The organism is Streptomyces sp. JH14 (genome assembly GCF_029428675.1).
Lineage (GTDB): Bacteria > Actinomycetota > Actinomycetes > Streptomycetales > Streptomycetaceae > Streptomyces.
In genome coordinates this window covers 1,471,572-1,489,923 of sequence record NZ_JAJNEL010000001.1, presented here as the reverse complement: position 1 = coordinate 1,489,923, position 18,352 = coordinate 1,471,572, and the positions used below count along the sequence as shown (strand labels likewise).

At 71.1% G+C, this 18,352-nt stretch carries 11 protein-coding genes and 2 pseudogenes; 10 read left to right on the top strand and 3 right to left on the bottom strand.

The window, feature by feature from the left end; genetic code table 11:
- Positions 1-33: 33 nt before the first annotated feature.
- From LRD69_RS06710 to LRD69_RS06695, 4 genes are read left to right on the top strand one after another with little or no spacing between them, the layout of a single operon-like run.
- Positions 34-1,695 (top strand): thiamine pyrophosphate-binding protein, encoded by a 1,662-nt coding sequence (locus LRD69_RS06710; RefSeq protein ID WP_277325632.1) that lies wholly within the window; start codon positions 34-36, stop codon positions 1,693-1,695.
- The gene (locus LRD69_RS06705) at positions 1,692-2,657 is read left to right on the top strand and encodes a PDR/VanB family oxidoreductase (protein WP_277325631.1); all 966 of its coding nucleotides are present in this window, start codon (positions 1,692-1,694) and stop codon (positions 2,655-2,657) included. The genes LRD69_RS06710 and LRD69_RS06705 overlap by 4 nt, the downstream gene beginning before the upstream one ends.
- A 22-nt stretch (positions 2,658-2,679) precedes the next feature.
- Positions 2,680-2,901, top strand: a complete 222-nt coding sequence (locus LRD69_RS06700) for a recombinase-like helix-turn-helix domain-containing protein (RefSeq protein ID WP_277325630.1) — start codon at positions 2,680-2,682, stop codon at positions 2,899-2,901.
- A gap of 7 nt (positions 2,902-2,908) precedes the next feature.
- Entirely contained in the window at positions 2,909-3,976 is a 1,068-nt protein-coding gene (locus LRD69_RS06695; RefSeq protein WP_277325629.1) for an aromatic ring-hydroxylating dioxygenase subunit alpha, read from the top strand.
- Positions 3,977-4,198: 222 nt separating this feature from the next.
- On the opposite strand, the gene LRD69_RS06690 is transcribed toward LRD69_RS06695, so the two are convergent.
- Positions 4,199-4,726 (bottom strand): MarR family transcriptional regulator, encoded by a 528-nt coding sequence (locus tag LRD69_RS06690; RefSeq protein WP_277325628.1) that lies wholly within the window; start codon positions 4,724-4,726, stop codon positions 4,199-4,201.
- 144 nt (positions 4,727-4,870) lie between these two features.
- On the opposite strand from LRD69_RS06690, the gene pepN reads away from it, so the two are divergent.
- Complete coding sequence (gene pepN, locus LRD69_RS06685) at positions 4,871-7,375, top strand: aminopeptidase N (protein WP_277325627.1); 2,505 nt, start codon at positions 4,871-4,873, stop codon at positions 7,373-7,375.
- A gap of 29 nt (positions 7,376-7,404) precedes the next feature.
- Here pepN and LRD69_RS06680 read toward each other — a convergent pair.
- Both LRD69_RS06680 and LRD69_RS06675 read right to left on the bottom strand, forming a co-directional pair.
- Positions 7,405-7,715: pseudogene (locus LRD69_RS06680) on the bottom strand (ISL3 family transposase); the annotation flags it as partial.
- 168 nt (positions 7,716-7,883) lie between these two features.
- A pseudogene (locus tag LRD69_RS06675) lies at positions 7,884-8,307 on the bottom strand (transposase); the annotation flags it as partial.
- A gap of 1,124 nt (positions 8,308-9,431) precedes the next feature.
- Here LRD69_RS06675 and LRD69_RS06670 point away from each other — a divergent pair.
- The 5 genes from LRD69_RS06670 (at position 9,432) to LRD69_RS06650 (ending at position 18,343) form a co-directional block, all read left to right on the top strand.
- A complete protein-coding gene (locus tag LRD69_RS06670) occupies positions 9,432-13,304 on the top strand; it encodes a Pls/PosA family non-ribosomal peptide synthetase (RefSeq protein WP_277329647.1) in 3,873 nt (1,290 codons plus the stop codon).
- Positions 13,305-13,359: 55 nt separating this feature from the next.
- Positions 13,360-14,709, top strand: coding sequence for a M1 family metallopeptidase (locus LRD69_RS06665; RefSeq protein ID WP_277325626.1), 1,350 nt, complete (start codon positions 13,360-13,362; stop codon positions 14,707-14,709).
- A gap of 362 nt (positions 14,710-15,071) precedes the next feature.
- Positions 15,072-15,197, top strand: a complete 126-nt coding sequence (locus tag LRD69_RS06660; RefSeq protein WP_277325625.1) for a hypothetical protein — start codon at positions 15,072-15,074, stop codon at positions 15,195-15,197.
- Positions 15,198-15,524: 327 nt separating this feature from the next.
- Positions 15,525-16,925, top strand: coding sequence for an aminotransferase class V-fold PLP-dependent enzyme (locus LRD69_RS06655; RefSeq protein ID WP_277325624.1), 1,401 nt, complete (start codon positions 15,525-15,527; stop codon positions 16,923-16,925).
- Entirely contained in the window at positions 16,922-18,343 is a 1,422-nt protein-coding gene (locus LRD69_RS06650; RefSeq protein WP_277325623.1) for a SidA/IucD/PvdA family monooxygenase, read from the top strand. The genes LRD69_RS06655 and LRD69_RS06650 overlap by 4 nt, the downstream gene beginning before the upstream one ends.
- Positions 18,344-18,352 lie beyond the last annotated feature (9 nt).

Sequence of the window (18,352 nt, the reverse complement as noted above, 5' to 3'; positions counted from 1 at the left end):
ACCCCCGTACACGTACCTCAGGAGCGCAACGACATGACCCAACCCAACGGCGGCGACCTGCTCGTCGAGACGCTGCGCGGACTCGGCGTCGACACGGTGTTCGGCATCGTCAGCGTGCACAACCTGCCGCTCGTCGAAGCCGTGGACCGCGACCTGCGCTTCGTCCCCGTCCGCCACGAAGCCGCCGCGGTCAACGCGGCCGACGGCTACGCCCGCGCCACCGGACGCCTCGGCTGCGCGCTCACCAGCACCGGCACCGGAGCGGGCAACGCGGCAGGCTCCCTCATCGAGTCCCTCAGCTCCGGCACCCCCGTCCTGCACATCACCGGGCAGATCGACAGCGAGTACCTCGGCTCCGGACGCGGCTTCATCCACGAGACCAAGGACCAGCTCGGCATGCTCCGCGCGGTCTCCACCCACGCCGTCACCGTCACCGACGCCGCCGGCGCGGGCGACATCCTGCGCGACGCCGCCGCCCGCGCCCTCACCGCCCCGCACGGTCCCGTCAGCGTCGAATGGCCCATCGACCTGCAGTTCGCCCCCCAGCAGCTGACCGGCACCCCCGTACCCGCCGGCTCGCCCCCGGCCCTGCCCGACCCGGCACTCCTCGACGAGGCCGCGGCCCTCCTCGCCGCCGCCCGGCGCCCCCTCGTCTGGGCCGGCGGCGGAGCCAACAGCGCCCGGCCCGAACTCGCCGCACTCCTCGACGCGCTGAACGCCGGACTCGTCACCTCCAACTCCGGCCGCGGCTCCGTCCCCGAGTCCGACGAGCGTGTCCTCGGCAACTACGCCACCGCCCCCGCAGGACGCGCCCTCCTCGCCGAAGCCGACGTGCTGCTCTCCATCGGCACCCACTTCCGCTCCAACGAGACCGCCGACTACAGCCTCGAACTGCCCGCGGTACACATCCAGCTGGACCTCGACCCGGCCGCACCCGGCCGCGTCTACCCGGCCACCTGCGCCCTGCACGGCGACGCCGCCGCCGTCCTCACCGCCCTCCTGGAACGCATCACCAGCAGCGGTACGGAGACCCACTGGCCGGCCCGCGTCCGCACGGCCCGTCACGACGCCCGCACCGCACAGCGCCACGCGATCGGCCCGCAGGCCGCCATCAACGACGCCATCCGCGACGCCTGCCCGCCCGCGTCCGTCATCGCCCGCGACGTCACCATCCCCTCCTCCACCTGGGGAAACCGGCTCCTGGAGATCACCGACCCGGCCACCAACGTCTTCCCCCGCGGCGGCGGCATCGGACAGGGACTCGCCATGGGCATCGGCGCCGCACTCGGCCGCCCCGACACCCCCACCGTCGTCATCGCAGGCGACGGCGGCCTCGCCGTCCACCTCGGCGAACTCCTCACCCTCGCCCAGGAGAAGCCCCGCCTCACCCTCCTCGTCTTCAACGACGGAGGCTACGGAGTCCTGCGCAACATGCAGGACACCCACTTCCCCCGCCGCTCCGGCGTCGACCTCACCACCCCCGACTTCGCCGGGCTCGCCGCCGCCGTCGGACTCCCGTACGCCCGCATCGCCACCGAAGGCGACGCCGGACCCGTCATCAAGGAAGCCACCGCCTCCGACGGGCCCACCCTCGTCGAGATCGACCTCGCCGCACTCGGGCCGATGAACACCCCGTTCACCCCGCCCGTCAAGCTCCCCTCGACCGCCACCGGACAGGGAGGCGACCCGCGATGACCACCATCGGACAGGAACACCAGCTCGACCTGCTCGTCCACCGCATGACCTGGGAAGCCGACGGCGTCCTCGGTATCGAACTCACCCACCCGGACGGCACCCCCCTCCCCGCCTGGGCCCCCGGCGCCCACATCGACGTACACACCGGCGGCCACGTCCGCCAGTACTCCCTGTGCTCCGACCCCGACGACGCCACCCACTGGCGCATCGGCATCCTCAAGGAACCCGCCTCACGCGGCGGCTCCGCCCACATCCACACCCAGCTGCGCCCCGGCCAGACCCTCCGCGTCCAGGGCCCGCGCAACCACTTCGAACTCGACGCCGACAACAACGCCGGCAGCTACCTCTTCATCGCCGGCGGCATCGGCATCACCCCGCTCCTCGCCATGGCCCGTGAAGCGGCCCGCCGCGCCGTCCCGTGGCGCCTCGTCCACGGCGGCCGTACCCGGACCTCCATGGCCTTCGGCGCCGAACTCACCGCACTCGCCGAACTGCCCTGCGGAACAGTCGAGTTCATCCCCCAGGACGAACAGGGCCACATCGACCTCGACACCCTCCTCGGCGACCTCCCCGCAGACACCCAGGTCTACTGCTGCGGACCCGAACCCCTCCTCGCCGCCGTCGAGGAACGCTGCCCCACCGCCCGCACGGAACGCTTCGCCGCCCCGGTGGCAGCACCCCGCGACGGCGACGACACCGCATTCGACGTCGTCTGCTCCCGCACCGGAACCACCGTCCAGGTCGGCCCCGACACCTCTGTCCTGGACGCCCTGGAAGGCGCTGGAATCTCCGTGCCGTCCTCCTGCCGCGACGGCATCTGCGGCACCTGCGAGACCAAGGTCCTCGAAGGCACCCCCGACCACCGGGACTTCCTGCTCTCCGACACCGAGAAGGCCGCCGGCGCCTCGATGATGCTCTGCGTCTCCCGCGCCTGCACCCCACGCCTCGTCCTCGACCTGTGAACCACCCCCGAAGGGAGCCGACATGACCACCCCGCAGTACCTCAACCCCCACCAGGCACGCACCGCCGAACCCACCCCGTACGAGAAGAAGCTCGCCGCAGTGATCGAGGAAGTCTTCGGCACCGGCACCCACGACCTGCCCGGCCTCGTCGCCGGACTCAACGCCCGCGACCTGCCCGCCCCCGACGGCAACCCGTGGACCGAGGACACCTTCCGCACCGAGATGCGACGCCTGGGAGCGTGAAACGACCATGACCAACCGCACCGCACCGCACACGGGCGGAACCACCCGCCCCTCCGAAGTCGCCCGCCCCGGCAACCGCACCGCCGACCGGCTCTTCACCACCGGCATACGCAACCAGTGGTACGCCGTGTGCCCCTCCGACGCAGTCCCCGCCGGCGGCATGCACCGCCTCACCCTCCTCGGTGAGGAATGGCTCCTCTTCCGCCGCGCCGACGGCACCCTCCACATGCTCGAGGACCGCTGCCCCCACCGCGGTGCCCGCCTCTCGCTCGGCAAACACCTCGGCGACCGCATCGCCTGCTGGTACCACGGCGTCCAGGTCGACGGCACCGGCACCGTCGCCGCCGTACCCGGCCTGCCCGGCTGCAACCTCGAAGGCAAACAGCTCGTCGCCGCACCCCACGTCCTCGAGACCGGCGGTGCGATCCTCGCCTACTTCGGCGACGACGCGCACCCCGAGCCGGCCCCCCTCGTCCTGCCCGAACAGCTCACGGACCCCGACGTATCGGCCTTCCTCTGCTACGCGGAGTGGAACGTCAACTGGCGCTACGCCGTCGAGAACCTCCTCGACCCCATGCACGGATCGTTCCTCCACCGCGACTCGCACAGCATGTCCGAAGGGCAGACCACCGCCCGCTTCCGGATCCGCGAGACCGAACGCGGCTTCTTCTTCGAGAAGACCGACCAGAGCGGCGTGAACTTCGACTGGGTCGAACTCTGCCGCACCGGCATCGACTGGGTCGACCTCACCATCCCGTACCCGCCGACCGCCGGCCCCGGCGGCCCGTTCGGCATCGTCGGCATGGCCACCCCCATCGACGAGGACCGCTGCGCCGTCTTCTTCTGGCGCTACCGCCGCGTCACGGACTGGCAGCGCGACACCTGGCGCTTCCTGTACAAGACGGTGCTGGAGGACCGCCACTGGGACGTCCTCGAACAGGACCGGATCATGCTCGAAGAACTCCGCAGCGATGCCGACCAGGCGGAGAACCTGTACCAGCACGACCTCGGCGTCGTCCGCGTCCGTCGCATGTACCGCACGGAGGCAGAGGCCCAGGCGAACGCGACGGCGTGAGCCGCGCCGAACGGGACGTCCTCGGACGCCGGACAGAATCAGCCTGTCCGGCGTCCGAGGACACACTGCTGTCCGGGACAGCGACCTCAGGCCGGTCCCATGCCGAGGCCTCCTCCCGGCCGGGGCAGGATCAGTCCGTCCGGCCGGCGGACATGCCACCGTCCGGGCGGGCGGATTCACGCTCCGGCGACCGAGGACGCAGAAGGCCACCGGCCGACCCGGTCATTCCTCCTCCGCCGCCAGCACGGACCGCTCCAGCTTCCCCAACAACCGCGCCAACTCCCGGCACTCCGCAGGAGTGAGCCCCGCCAGCATCCGCCGCTCGTTCTCCAGATGCTCCGAGAACAGCTCGTCGATCGTCGACAGCCCCTCCTGCGTCAACCGCGAATGCACCACCCGACGGTCCTCCGGATCCCGCTCGCGAAGAATCAGCCCGTCCTTCTCCAACCGGTCGATCCGCAGCGTCACCCCCGCCGAACTGATCAGCCCGGAATCGGCCAGCTCACCCGCCGTACGACGAAACGGCGCCCCCGCCCTGCGCAACGCGGTCAGCACATCGAACCCCGCCATCGACAGACCCTTGCGCTCCACCGGACGGGAGATCGCCGCGCTGTACCGCAGAAACGCCCGATGCAGCCGGCCGAACACCTCCAACGGCGCCGTATCCAGATCCGGCCGCTCCCGCCGCCAGTCTTCGACGATCGACGCCACCGCATCCTGCCGCGTCGCGGAAGCCGTTTTCTTCGCCATCCCGGGCACCCTCCGTGCAGGAACACAATGGGCAAGAATCTTAGCCCTCAAGGGCCCCACGGCCCGCGGCCACCCACCCGCATGCGCTCAGCCCTGGGAGAACTCCACCTGCGCACCCCTCACCCCATACGGCAGCATGGATCCATGTCCGTACTGACGCGCAACGAAGCGCAGACCCGAGCCCAGTTCCTCGACGTACAGCGGTACACCATCGACCTCGACCTGACCACCGGCGAGGACACCTTCGACTCCCGCACCGTCATCCAGTTCACCGCACACGCCGCCGGGAACACCTTCGTCGAGCTCAAGCCCGCCACCCTGCGCTCCATCAGCCTCGACGGACACCCCCTCGACCCGGCCGACCTCACCGAGAACCGGTTCCCGCTCACCGCACTCACCGCAGGCCCCCACGAACTGCGCATCGACGCCGCCATGCGCTACTCCCGCACCGGCGAAGGCATGCACCGCTTCACCGACCCCGCCGACGACGAAACCTACGTCTACACCCAGCTCTTCATGGAAGACGTCCAACGCGTCTTCGCCGCATTCGACCAGCCCGACCTCAAATCCGTCTTCGCCCTCACCGTCACCGCCCCCGAAGGCTGGACCGTCCTCGGCAACGGCATCGCCACCCCCCACAGCGACGGCCGCTGGACCATCGCCGACACCCCCCTGCTCTCCACCTACCTCGTCGCCGTCGCCGCAGGCCCCTGGCACTCCGTCACCACCGAGCACGCCGGCCTGCCCTTCGGCCTCCACTGCCGCCGCTCCCTCGCCCCCCACCTCGACGCCGACGCCGACGAAATCCTCGACATCACCCGCGCCTGCTTCGACCGCTACCACGAGAAGTTCGACGAGCCCTACCCCTTCGACTCCTACGACCAGGCGTTCGTCCCCGAATTCAACGCCGGCGCCATGGAGAACCCCGGCCTCGTCACCTTCCGCGACGAATTCGTCTACCGCTCCGCCGTCACCGACACCGAACGCCAGACCCGCGCCATGGTCATCGCCCACGAAATGGCCCACATGTGGTTCGGCGACCTCGTCACCCTCGCCTGGTGGGACGACATCTGGCTCAACGAGTCCTTCGCCGAATACATGGGCTACCAGACCCTCACCGAAGCCACCCGCTTCACCGACACCTGGATCGACTTCGGCGTGGCCCGCAAGGGCTGGGGATACGACGCCGACCAGCGCCCCTCCACCCACCCCGTCGCCCCCGACCCCGCCGCCGTCCCCGACACCGCATCCGCGATGCTCAACTTCGACGGCATCTCCTACGCCAAGGGCGCATCAGCGCTGCGCCAACTCGTCACCTGGCTCGGCGAAAAGGACTTCCTCACCGGCATCAACACCCACTTCGCCCGCCACAGGTTCGCCAACGCCACCCTCGCCGACTTCATCGACAACCTCGCCTCCGCCACCGACCGTGACGTCCACGCCTGGGCCGAACAATGGCTCCGTACCACCGGAGTCGACACCCTCACCCCCCAGGTCAGCGAATCCGACGGCGCCTGGTCCGTCACCATCGACCGCAGCGGCAGCCGCCCCCACCGCATCGCAGTCGGCGCCTACGACCTCGCACTCGACACCCAGCCGGGCCCCGACCGCCTCACCCTGCGCGACCGCTTCGAACTCGACGTCCCCCACGGCAACACCGTCAAGATCCACCCCGGACGCCGCCCCGTCCTCATCGTCCCCAACGACAACGACCTCACCTACGCCAAGGTCCGACTCGACCCCGAATCCTGGAACACCGCCCTCCACACCCTCTCCGGCATCCCCGACGCGCTCACCCGAGCGGTCATCTGGAACACCGCCCGTGACATGGTCCGCGACGGCGAACTACCCCCCACCACCTACCTCCAGGCAGCCCGCACCCACCTCCCGCACGAAACCGACCTCGCCCTCGTCCAAGGCGTCCTTGCCTTCGCCGACACCCAGATCACCCGCCGCTACACCACCCCCGAGCACCGTCCCGCCGCCCTCGCCACCCTCACCGACCTCTGCCGCGACCTCATCCGCCGCACCGAGGACGGCACCAACCCCGGCCTGCGCCTCACCGCCGTACGCCACCTCATCGACGCCGCCCCCCACCCCGACGCCCTCCACGACTGGCTCACCGACGGCAGCGTCCCCGGCGGCCCCGAACTCGACCCCGAACTCCGCTGGCGCATCCTCACCCGGCTCTCCGTCCTCGGCGCCGCCGACGAACCTGCCATCGCCGCCGAACTCGCCCGCGACCCCAGCGCCACCGGCCAGGAAGGCGCCGCCCGCTGCCGCGCCGCTCTCCCCACCCCCGAAGCCAAAGCCACCGCCTGGCACGCCCTGTTCAACGACGACACCCTCTCCAACTACCTCTTCACCGCCACCGCCCGAGGCTTCTGGCAACCCGAACAGGCCGACCTCCTCCACACCTACGTCCCCCGCTACTACCCCGAAGCCGCCGCACTCGCCGCCCGCCGCGGCCCCGCCATCGCCGAAGCCGCGGGCCACAACGCCTTCCCTCAGTACGCCATCGACACCGACAACCTCCACCACGGCGAACAAGCCCTCGACGACCCCACCCTCATCCCCGCACTCCACCGCAAACTCACCGACCAGATCGACGACCTGCGCCGCGCCCTCGCCGTACGCAACGCCCACTGAGCTTCGTGGGGACTGCAAATCGTTCGGCTCTGCAGGCCGTTGTAGAAGCTGTGCACGTGGATCACCGCCGGCCGCACGGCCGGCGGTGATCCACTCGGTGAGTCCGGGTGTCGTTGCCCTTCGCCGGGGTCAGCAGCCGGGCGAACTCGGTGACAAGTCGGGAGAGTTCGGTCATCTCGGGGCATGCGGTGGTGAGGGGCGCCAGGAGGGCGGTGTCCTTGGTCCACAGGTGTTCGGGGTGAGTGAGCAGGAGCCGGGTCGCGTGGAGTGGGCTTACCACCGGCCGGTTGCCGTCGGCTTGTCCCTGGGTGAGGTGGCGGACCAGGAGGTTGTGGCTGCCGGCCCGGGGGCCTGCTCGCGGAAGGTCTGCCGCTGGCCGAGAGTCCCGAAAACACTGTTCCCACGAGGGAGTCGACATCACGCATGTGATGTCGACGACACCCGTCGCATGCCGTCGCCGCCGACTACGGAGCAGAGCCGACGAACGGTGTGACTCGGGTTGTTGGAGTTACTGACAGGCTGCGGAGAGGCGGCCGTCGAAAGTGCTGCCGAAGGTGTTGAGGCCGGTCTTCCAGCGCGTGGTCCAGCGGGCTGGGCCCTTGCCTGTGGGGTCGGGCAACATGATCGCCATAGGGACGCACTTCAGGGCGGCCTCCTCGGTCGGTGCGGTGGAGACGGGCTTGAGGACCTTCGCGATCTTGTCTCGGTCCTGGCGGGCGGCATGGCCGAAGGAGTTCCTCAGCAGGTGGACCACGCAGGTCCGGACAGTCGTTTTCGGTCAGACCGTCCCGACCGCGTCGGGCAGTCCCTTGAGCCCGTCGCGCACCAGCATGAGGACGTCGTTCACGCCGTGGCTCTTGATCTCGGTGAGCATGTGCATCCTGTGCTTGGCGCCTTGGCCGCCGTCGCGCCCGCAGTCCGAGGATGTCCCGGCGGGCCCCGGTGTCCTGCGCTGGTGCCGCGTCGTGGTCCGAAGCTGGAACCGCTGCTGTCCGGTGACTGGTTCGGCCCCGCTCCGGTTGCCGCTCATGTGAGGGGTGCCAAGCTTTGCAAGCAAGGCCACAGGGTGGGGTTCAGCCGCTGATCGTTCACCGTGATCACCAGGGAGTTTCCAGTGGAAGCACTTCCGTTCGACCAATGGGCGCTCGGGTGGGCGGTCGCGGCCGGGAAGGTCTCCCGTGGCGCGGTCGTAGCCGGGCTTCTGGTGGACCTTGCGGCTGATCCACGCGAGGTGTTTTCAGGCCCGACGGTGGCCTTCCCTTTGAGCCCCGCTGCCCGGGCCCTCCAGGTCTCGCCCGTGACCGTCCACGCCGCCCTGCAGCGGCTTGCCGAGGCCGGCCTGGTCCGTTTCCGCGCAGAGGACCACCCGGATGGACCTCAGATGACAGTCACCCTCCTGCACCCTGACAACACAGGCTCCCGGGATGACCGCACCACACCCCGGGTCACCCCGCACAGCAGGGAAGGCTCACCGGTATGAGCACAGACGGCCCCCGATCTTCGGCGAAAAGCCTCCTGCGTGGCGCCGCCACGGAGCCCGGGACTCACAGCAGCGCCGAGCAGGCCGCGGCCGGAACGGCACGGGTGCCGATCGGCGCTCACAGAAAGCCGGGCGGGAACCGGAAGTACAGCCGCACGCAATGCGAGTTCACCTCGACCGGGTACCGGTGACACTTCTGGGACGACGCGGTCTCCACCAGACGCCTGAAGTGATTGTCTACTGCGGACTCTCTCAGCATGGGTCGACTTGTCCCACTTCGGGGCCGAGTGACGTACGCGCGGGGACCTCCCCGGTATTCCGCGCCGAGCATCTGCAGGGGACGGGGATCGACGGGACGAGGAGCGCACGGTGGTGACAGCGCAGAACGACACGCTGCGGGACAAGGACCGGACCGCTGTCGAAGGCGACGGAACCGAGAGGATCCAGTCGGCTGAAGGGGCGGTCGAGGGGAGCGAGCCGGCCTTGGCCGACGGCACGGAGCCGCTCGATGCGACGGCGGTGCTCGCCGCGACGCCGCGGGCCGACGTCACGACCGTCGTCGACGGCTGGGCCCCGGTGGACGCAGGCGAGCCGGTCGCGGGTCTGCCGGCGTGTTTCCCCGGGCGTCCCGCCGCCGCGCCGCGGACACTGCTCGATGTGTTCGAGGCCACCGTACGGGCCCACCCGCACGAGGCAGCGCTCGACGACGGCCGTACCGCACTCACCTACCGGACACTGGCCGCCGAAGTCGAGGCGCTGCGCCGGCGGCTCGCGGCCGCGGGTGTCGGCGCGGGCGACCGGGTGGGCGTCCGGATGCCGTCGGGCACCAGCGACCTCTACATCGGCATCCTGGCCGTCCTCGCCGTAGGCGCCGCGTACGTCCCCGTGGACGCCGAGGACCCGGACGAGCGCGCGGAGCTCGTCTTCGGGGAGGCAGCGGTGACGGCCGTCCTCGGGGCGCAGTGCCGTCTCACCCTGACGGGAAGCGGTGCCGTCCGCGCCCCCCGGCGTCGACCCGGTCCTGAGGACGATGCCTGGATCATCTTCACCTCCGGTTCCACCGGAAAGCCCAAGGGAGTCGCCGTCACCCACCGCAGCGCGGCGGCGTTCGTCGATGCCGAGGCCGGGCTCTTCCTGCAGGAGGAGCCGGTCGGGCCGGGAGACCGGGTGATGGCGGGCCTGTCGGTCGCCTTCGACGCCTCCTGCGAGGAGATGTGGCTCGCGTGGCGCAACGGCGCGTGCCTGGTGCCCGTGCCGCGCTCCCGGGTGCGCGACGGCGCCGACCTGGGCTCCTGGCTCGCCGAGCAGGAGATCACGGTGGTCTCCACGGTGCCGACACTGGCCGCGCTGTGGCCCTGCGAGGCACTCGACGAGGTGCGGCTGCTGATCTTCGGTGGCGAGGCGTGCCCGCCCGAACTGGTCGATCGTCTGGTCACCGAGGGCCGCGAAGTCTGGAACACCTACGGCCCCACCGAGGCGACCGTAGTGGCTTGCGGCGCGCTGCTGACCGGTCAGGGACCGGTCAGGATCGGCCTGCCGCTGGACGGCTGCGAGCTGGCCGTGGTCGACGAGGCCGGCGTACCCGTGCCGATGGGCGGCAGCGGCCAGCTCATCATCGGCGGCGTCGGTCTGGCCCGCTACCTCGACCCCGCCAAGGACGCCGAGAAGTATGCCCCGCTGGAGTCCCTCGGCTGGTCCCGCGCCTACCGCAGCGGCGACCTCGTCCGGGCCGAGCCCGACGGGCTGGTCTTCTTGGGCCGCGCCGACGAGCAGGTCAAACTCGGCGGCCGTCGGATCGAACTCGGTGAGGTGGACGCCGCGCTCCAGGCGCTGCCCGGCGTGGCCGGCGCCGCCGCGGCGGTCCGCACCGCCCGGCGCGGCAACCAGCTCCTGGTCGGCTACGTGGTGACCACCGGCGGCTGGGATCGGGCCGCGGCCGTCGACCTGCTGCGCGCGCAGTTGCCGGCCGCGCTCGTACCGCTGCTCGCCCCCGTCGACGTCCTGCCCACCCGCACCTCGGGCAAGGTGGACCGCGCGGCCCTGCCGTGGCCGCTGCCGGGCGCCGCGGAACCGGTCACGGCGGGCCCGGCCCTGCACCTCACCGCCACCGAGGCGTGGATCGCCGAGCAGTGGGCCGAGGTCCTCGGCGTACCGGTCACCGACAGCCGCGACGACTTCTTCGCGATCGGCGGCGGCAGCCTGGCCGCCGCCCAGCTCACCACCGTGCTGCGCGGCCGCTACCCGGCGGTCGCCGTACTCGACATCTACCAGCACCCCACAGTCCGCAAGCTTGCCCGGATGGTGGAGGGCACGGCACGCACGGAGACCGGGGCGCGCGACGTCTCGCCCGTCCCGACCCGCGCCAAGATCATCCAACTGCTCCTGCTGCTGCCCCTGTTCACTCTGGCCGGGTTGCGCTGGACGGTGGCGCTGCTGGCCCTGGGCAACGTCCTGGCATGGTCCGGCGGGTTTGCGTGGGCGCCGACCGCCTCCTGGTGGCTGGTCACGGCCGCCGGCGCGATGCTGTTCAGCCCACCGGGCCGGCTCGCGATCTCCGCTGCCGGGGCACGCTGTCTGCTCGCCGGGGTGCGCCCCGGAAGCCACCCGCGCGGCGGCAGCGTCCACCTGCGGCTGTGGACCGCCGAGCGGCTCGCCGAGGTCGCCGGGGCGACGTCCCTGTCCGGGGCGTGGCTGATCCGGTACGGCCGTGCCCTTGGCGCCCGTGTCGGCCCCGAGGTGGACCTGCACTCGCTGCCGCCGGTCACCGGGATGCTCAAACTCGGCCGGGGTTGCGCTGTCGAGGCAGAAGTAGACCTCTCCGGTTACTGGCTGGACGGGGACCGGCTGCACATCGGGGCGGTGAAGGTCGGCTCCGGCGCGGTCGTCGGCACCCGCAGCACCCTGCTGCCCGGCGCCCGCGTCGGTAAGCGAGCCCAGGTGGCGGCCGGCTCCAGCGTCACCGGGCAGGTGCCCACAGGCCAGCGCTGGGCCGGCGCGCCCGCCGTCAAACTCGGCCGGGCCGAACGCCGCTGGCCCAAGCAGCGCCCCCCGCGCCGGGCCCGATGGGCCGCTGCCTACGGCGCCAGCGGATTCGGCCTGAGCCTGCTCCCGGCGGCCGCCGCGGCCGCCGCCCTCGCCGTGGCAGGCGCTCTCATTCCGGCCGGCATCAGCCTCAGTGGCGCGCTGCGCGGAGCACTGGCCGCCCTGGTCCCCGCCGCCGCGGCGTTCGGGCTGACCTACGCCGTGCTGCTGTGGGCCGCAGTCCGGCTGCTGAGCATCGGCCTGCGCCCAGGCTGGCACCCCGTACACAGCAAGGTGGGCTGGCAGGCGTGGACCATCAGCCAGCTGATGGACGCGGCCCGGCAGACACTCTTCCCGCTCTACGCGGGGCTGATCACACCCGTCTGGCTGCGCGCTCTGGGCATGAAGATCGGCCGCCGGGCCGAGGTGTCCACCGTGCTGGCGCTGCCGAGCCTTACCACCATCGGCGACGGCGCCTTCCTGGCCGACGACGCCCTGGTCGCCCCGTACCAGCTCGGCGGCGGCTGGCTGCGGATCGGCGCTGCAGAGATCGGCGAGCGGGCCTTCCTCGGCAACTCCGGCATGACCGCCCCGGGACGCACCGTGCCCGACCGCGGACTGGTGGGCGTGCTGTCCGCCACACCGAAGAAGGCCAAGGCGGGCCGCTCCTACCTGGGGATGCCGCCAGTGCGCCTGCCCCGTTCGGCCGACAGCGTCGATCAGAGCCTGACCTACCAACCGCCGGCCCGGCTGGTGTGGGCGCGCGGCCTGGTCGAGGTGTGCCGGCTGGTGCCCGTCCTCGCCTCCGCCGCCCTTTCCGTCCTGACCCTGGCCGCACTCGCCGGGCTGGCCGAGGCCGGCTCCCCGCTGCTGGCCGCACTGGCGTCCGGCCTCGTACTGCTGGCCGCGGGCACCGCGGCAGCCATGGTGTCCATCAGCGCCAAGTGGCTGCTCGTCGGACGGTTCCGGGCCGTGGAACACCCGCTGTGGAGCAGCTTTGTGTGGCGCAACGAGCTCGCGGACACCTTCGTCGAAGTGCTGGCAGTGCCCTGGCTGGTCGGCTCGGTGCCCGGCACCCCGGTGATGAGCCTGTGGCTGCGCGGCCTGGGGGCCACGATCGGCCGGGGCGTGTGGTGTGAGAGCTACTGGCTGCCCGAGGCCGACCTGGTCACCCTGGAGGACGCGGTGAGCGTCGACCGGGGCTGCGTCCTGCAGACCCACCTCTTTCACGACCGGATCCTGCGGATGGATACGGTGATCCTGCGCGCGGGCGCGACGCTCGGACCGGGCGGCATCGTGCTGCCGGGCGGCGAGATCGGCGCCCGAAGCACGCTGGGGCCGGCCTCACTGGTCATGCGCGCGGAGTCCATCCCGCCGGACAGCCGGTGGCTGGGCAACCCGGCCGAGGCCTGGTTCGGACAAGGATGAGGCACGGCTCGACGCAGCACGGTCCGTCCGCGGTCCACGAGGGAGAACAAGACCGTTGAGTCAGAAGCAGGCAGCCGCCCCCGACCCGGACCCCTACTTTCCCACCCATGGTGACACCCGCTACCGGATCCACCGCTACGAGCTCGCACTGACCTACCGGCCCGCGGCCAACCGGCTCAGCGGCACTGCACGCCTCAGCGGTATAGCCGACTGCGGGCCGTTGCGCGAGTTCTCCCTGGACCTGGCCGACTTCCGGCTGAGCCGGGTGACGGTCGACGGCCGTACCACGCACTACACCCACCGGGACGGCAAACTGCGGATTCGCCCGGCGAAGACGCTGGAGGCAGGGGCGGCGTTCACCGTCGAGGTGCACTACACCGGCAACCCGGCACCGATCCGCAGCCACTGGGGCCTTCTGGGCTGGGAGGAGCTGACCGACGGCGCGCTGGTCGCCAGCCAGCCGATCGGCGCCCCCTCCTGGTATCCGTGCAACGACCGCCCCGGAGACAAGGCGTCCTACCAGATCTCCCTGACCGCACCGTCCCCGTACACCGTGGTCGTCGGCGGCCGGCTGCTGACCAGGACCACCCGGGCCAGCAGCACCACCTGGGTGTACGAGCAGCCCGCGCCCACCCCCAGCTACCTGGTCGGCCTCTCCGTCGGCCGGTACCAGACCGTACGGTTCACCGACCCGGCCTCATCACTCGACACCCGCCGGCCGGTGCCGCAGACGGCATACGTGCCGGCCCGGCTGGTACCGGAGTTCACCACGGACTTCGCCCGGCAGCCACAGATGATGGACTTCTTCGAGGACGCCTTCGGGCCGTACCCGTTCGATGAGTACACCGTGGTCGTCGCGGACGAGGAACTGGACATCCCGGTAGAGGCACAAGGGATGGCCACCTTCGGGACGAACCACCTCGGCGGGCGGCGCGCCTCGGAACGCCTGATCGCCCACGAACTGGCCCACCAGTGGTTCGGCAACAGCCTCACCGTCGCGGACTGGCAGCACATCTGGCTCAACGAGGGCTTCGCCAAATACGCGGAGTGGCTCTGGTCCGAACACGCCGGAGGCCCCCCGGCCCAGACGCTGGCCGCACGGGCGCACACCTACCTGCAGCGGCAGCGCCAAGACCTGCGGCTGGCCGATCCCGGACGGCGGATGATGTTCGACGACCGGCTGTACGAACGCGGAGGACTGGCAGTCCACGCCATGCGCTGCGCGCTGGGCGAGGAGCCCTTCTTCCAGATGCTCAAACGCTGGACGGCAACACACCGCCACGGCTCCGTCACCACTGCCGACTTCGCCGCCCACGCCCAGCAGTACACCCCCCGGCCCCTCAGCCCGGTCATCAACGCATGGGTACGACAGCCCGCACTGCCGGCACTGCCGGTCGCGCAATAGGTCAGCAGACCACCGAACCTCGACACCCGGCCCGATTCACACAGGACGCAATCGGACCCGGACTCCGCTCCGCCGGAGGGCGCCTGTGGCCGCTCCGACGAGCATCAGGAGAAGGTCCGACACATCGAATCCCGACCCCGACTCGGAGAGCGGCATCGCCCGGCGGCGTCGTGGGCCACCGTCACCCGCACGTTCGGCTACGACGACGCCCGCGGCACCGACTGGCCGAAGATTCGGTGCAACCCGCCGCCACGTGCCGGTACGGCAGCTCGCCCAGCTGACCGACCCCGCCCACGGCCCGCAGTTCGGCCGCTCACTCCGGCGCAGGCGGCGACCAGGCTCATCGCCGCAGAGCGGGCGGCGTGCGGGCCGTCTTCACGCACCTGAGGAACCGGCACATCCTCACCATGCTGCGGCTGTACGCGCGTCATACCACCACGCTTCTGCCGGCGCCATTCGCGCTGACCGGCACCGAGATCGCCCGCTGACAGACGATGTTGCCGTGGGACAGCCGTCATCGACCAGCGCGTGCAGCCGACCACGGAACCGCCCCAAGCCCGCGACCAGATCCCTCAGGATGCACAACGCTCACTGATCCACCCCACCCCACACCCGCACCACCCGTGCCCGGCGCCACCCCACCACCCCAGGGGAGACGCCGGGCACACCCATACCACCGGCACCCTCCACCAACCCGCCACCGCCCACCCCCCGTCCCCCTTTCGAGTTCAGATCACCACGCTCACCGGCCGCGCCACCAGAAACCCGGACAAGCTGGCATGTCCACCCGCGCGCACCCGAAGGGCCCACCACCCATGCCGACCCCACCCCTCGCCGGATCCACCACCGGACCCGACGCACTGCGCCCCCTCCTCGACACCGTCCTCACCGCACTCCACGACGGAGCCCACCAGCGCAACGGCCCCCTCCCCGCAGGCGGACCCCCCGCCACCGCCCGCCGCATACGCGCCGCCACCCACCCCGTCATCCCCGACCACGGCACCGGCCCCCACCACGCCCTGCGCACCCTCGTCACCGCACTCGCCCAAGGCTCCGCGGACCCCGCGCACCCCCACTGCGCAGCGCACCTCCACACCCCGCCCCTCGCCCTCGCCACCGCAGCCGACCTCGCCGCCTCCGCCCTCAACCCCTCCATGGACTCCTGGGACCAGGCACCCGCCGCCTCAACCCTCGAAGCCGACACCACCGCCGCACTCGCCGCCGAGATCTACCCCCACCACCCCACCCCCGACGCCCTCATCACCACCGGCGGCACCGAAGCCAACCAACTCGCCCTCCTCCTCGCCCGCGAACGCCACGGCCCCGTACAAACCATCTGCGCCACCACCACCCACCACAGCATCAACCGCGCCACCTGGCTCCTCGGACTCCCCGAACCCCTCACCATCCCCGCCCCCACCGGCGTCATGGACCTCACCGCACTCGAAGAAACCCTCACCCGGCACCACCACCGCCCCCTCCTCGTCACCGCCACCGCAGGCACCACCGACACCGGCCAGATCGACCCCCTGAACGACATCGCCGACCTCTGCACCACCCACGGCGCCGAACTCCACATCGACGCCGCCTACGGCGGCCCCCTCCTCTTCAGTCCCACCCACCGCACCGCACTCCACGGCCTCGACCGCGCCCACAGCGTCACCCTCGACCTCCACAAACTCGGCTGGCAGCCCGCACCCGCCGGCATCCTCGCCGTCCCCGACCACCACCACCTCCACCCCCTCAACCACCGAGCCCCCTACCTCAACGCCCACGACGACACCGAAGCCGGCCTCCCCGACCTCCTCGGCCGCTCACTGCGCACCACCCGCCGGCCCGACGCCCTCAAAATCGCCGTCACCCTCCAAGCCCTCGGCCGCACCGGACTCGCCGACCTCATCGACCGCACCATCACCACCGCCCACCACCTCGCCGACCTCATCACCCGCACCCCCACCCTCGACCTCTACGCCCGCCCCACCATCACCACCGTCCTCTTCCGCCCCACCGACACCGACGACCACACCGTCGCCACCATCCGCCGCACCCTCCTCACCCACGGCCGAGCCGTCCTCGGCCGCGCCCACGCCCACGACCGCCTCTGGCTCAAAGCCACCCTCCTCAACCCCCACACCACCCCCCACGACCTCCAAACCCTCCTCGACCACGTCACCCACCTCACCCACCAGCTCAAGAAAGGCAACACACCCCGATGACCGACCGACCCACCCCCGCACCCGACCAGCCACACGACCTCGTCGGCATCGGCATCGGCCCCTTCAACCTCTCCCTCGCCGCCCTCGCCCACGGCATCCCCGCCAACCCCCGCCCCCTCACCGCGACCTTCTACGAACAACGCCCCGCCTTCCACTGGCACCCAGGCCTCCTCATCGACGGCGCCAGCCTCCAAGTCCCCTTCCTCGCCGACCTCGTCACCCTCGCCGACCCCGCAAGCCCCTGGACCTTCCTCAACTACCTACGCAGCCGCGACCGCCTCTTCCCCTTCTACTTCGCCGAGCGCTTCCACATCCAACGCGCCGAATACGACGCCTACTGCCGCTGGGTCACCGACCAACTCCCCGGACTCCACTTCAGCCACCAGGTCGACGCCATCCGCTGGAACCCCGAACGCAACCTCTTCGAAGTCGACTTCACCCAACTCGACACCCACGGCGAAGCCGAAGCCCTCGGCCGCACCTACACCCGCCACATCGCCCTCGGCATCGGCACCGAACCCTTCATCCCCGCCCCCCTCAAACCCCTCGCCGACGCCGACTCCGTCCCCGTCATCCACTCCGCCGACTACCTCCACCACCGCGAACAACTCCTCCAGGCCGAACACATCACCGTCATCGGCTCCGGCCAGTCAGGCGCCGAAATCTTCCTCGACCTCCTCCGCGCACGCCCCGCCGGACACGAAAAACTCCACTGGCTCGCCCGCACCCACGCCTTCGCCCCCATGGAGTACTCCAAACTCGGCCTCGAACACTTCACCCCCGACTACAGCCGCTACTTCCACGCACTCCCCGAACACGTACGCGACGAACTCGTCCCCCACCAATGGCAACTCCACAAAGGCATCGACGCCGACACCATCGCCGCCATCCACGACGAGCTCTACCGGCGCACCCTCCACGGCGGCTGGCCCGACACCACCCTCACCCCCGGCGTCCACGTACGCACCGCAGGCCGACTCACCAACGCCCGCGTCGAACTCCACCTCGAACACACCCAACAAGGCACCCGCACCCGCCTCACCACGGACGCGGTCATCCTCGCCACCGGCTACCGCGAACGCTCCCTCGACCGCATCCTCACCGGCCTCCACCCCCACATCCGCCGCGACACCAGCGGCCGCCCCCGCATCGACGACCAGTTCCGCCTCGAACTCGACCCCACCGTCACCGGCAACATCTACGTCCAGAACGCCGAACGGCACACCCACGGCGTCGGCGCCCCCGACCTCGGACTCGCCGCCTGGCGCAGCGCCACCATCCTCAACAACCTCACCCGCACCGACGCCTACCCCCTCCCACAACGCACGGCCTTCACCACCTTCGGCCTCAGCCCCCAGAACACCCCCAAGATCCCCCACCAACACCCCGGACTCATCCCCCTCGTCCAAGGCAACTGACCACTCCCG